1 protein-coding gene is annotated in these 1854 nt (G+C 46.5%); it reads left to right on the top strand.

All coding sequences use genetic code 11. The features are described 5' to 3' along the window. Positions 1-1405: 1405 nt before the first annotated feature. Positions 1406-1854 (top strand): C-terminal helicase domain-containing protein (locus tag ABGY95_RS06285; protein ID WP_347440839.1); only part of this gene is annotated, 449 nt, incomplete at its 3' end.

Here is a 1854-nt window from a genome sequence, read left to right as displayed (position 1 = left end):
GACGCCTTCATCAATAAGAAAATCGGTTTCACTGACATATGGAAGCTAGTAGCGCAGGTGATGGATGCGCATGCAGTGAAAACTGGTGATTCACTAGATGTACTGATCGCCGCGGATGCTGATGCGCGTGTTTTGGCAGTAGAGTATATTGAGAGCCTATAGCTGGGAGTTCCCGCTTAGTTTCTTTGTTCTTGTTTGAAAAAAATCATCCAACTTCTCCCAAATATCGAAAGCTGGCCAGATGATCGATATGAGGATTAGGAATACAAAAGAAGCCAATTCGAAGTGAGAGGATTCAGATCACTATGCTCTAGAGGTCGAAATTCGTACAGTACAGGAGAATTATAGGACGGCTCAAGACGCAGAAAGAGCAGAATATGAACTGAACCTCCCAGAATTTAAGGGGGAGACTCTACTAAAATCCTACCGCTTAAGCTCGCGCGACGCCAATCTTATCCAAGGATTTCCAAATCAACTATGGTTAGGTGGAGAGGTCATTCAGGTCTTTAACTAGCTAGCATCCGGCTAGAGTTGCGCGACATCACTACCGCTAAAAAGCTCCTGGCACTGAAGAGATACAATGTTCTTTAGACAATGCCGAACGCACTGGTGAAGACCTTGCAGCTAAGTTAGTAGCTTTGAAGAAGAGAAAACCGCCATCATCGTAGAAATAAACTAACTCGCTAGCAACGTCTGGAAGGTGATTTTGTCGGAGAGGGAGTGAGTGGTGAATTTCATTTTAGTGGTTAATTTGATTCTGGTTTTAGCTAGAGCTTTATGGGCTTGAGGTCCCAGCTAGAATCTTCTGTGTGTGGGAAATTTCAAAGAGTAGAATTACTGACGATAGGCGGGCTGATAGTCGCTGGTTGGTTGAACGCCGAAGGAGCAGGCCACAGTCATTAGCGTCCTTGATCGATGGCTGCATTTGCTGTTGCAGTGGCACCGAAGCCTCCTTTTTGAGATCGCTACAAGCTAATGAGCTATGCAGGTTACGTTGCGGAGGCTGAGTCTTGAGCACATGGTCTGACGCTATTCAGACCCCCACAATGGTAGATAATCAGTGGTAAGTGGAGCAACGTGGTGACCGTCGATGACGCGACAACCGGTGGAGCAAACATCAACGAGAATTCGAAAGTAGAAGGTGCCGGGGGCGTCTTTTTCGGCCTGTGGTGATGAATCATAAGGTAAACCCTAGCTTCAATACGAACTACGTGTGTGAGGGTTCATGCTCCCACTGGTGGGCTGAAATTGTCCGGCTTATTAACCTAGTTACCAACTATTGGCCGATTGAGCTGACAGTGGGAATGCATCAGAAACTATTTGTCGGAGACGTCCGCGGACAAGTCTCGACATTGAGAGTAATCTGCAGCATGAATGGTGTTAGGGAGTTACCACCGATCGCACCATGTCAGACAATCAGCAATACATTTACGAAGTTTTTGAACAACAGAAGCATGACCTTCTATTTCATCTCCTAAAGCAAAACTCAGCTTGGAAACAGGTGCTGGTATTCCGACGCACCCGTGAAGGTGTGCACGAACTTGCGAGCGAACTAAACAAGGGCAGTATCTTGACTGAGTCACTTCACGGCAAGCAAAAGCAAGAGATAAGGGACCGCTCGATTGCAAATTTCAAAGCTGAAAAATGTAGAGTTTTGGTAGTCACCGACGCTCTCGCCAGAGCCATCGACTGGACTGGAACAGCCGTAGTGATCAACTACGAGTTCCCGGAGCTTGAGGAAGATTATATAACGCGAGCCTCAGCTGTTTCTACAATGTTTACTTTCGTCACACCTCAAAATGGTTCTGACCTTGAGCAGCTTGAAGCTCAGTTAGAAGCACCCATTGAGACGTT

The organism is Rubritalea sp. (assembly GCF_039830215.1).
GTDB lineage: Bacteria > Verrucomicrobiota > Verrucomicrobiia > Verrucomicrobiales > Akkermansiaceae > Rubritalea.
Note: the sequence above shows the minus strand (reverse complement) of the source record. Positions and strands in the feature narration are given on the sequence as shown.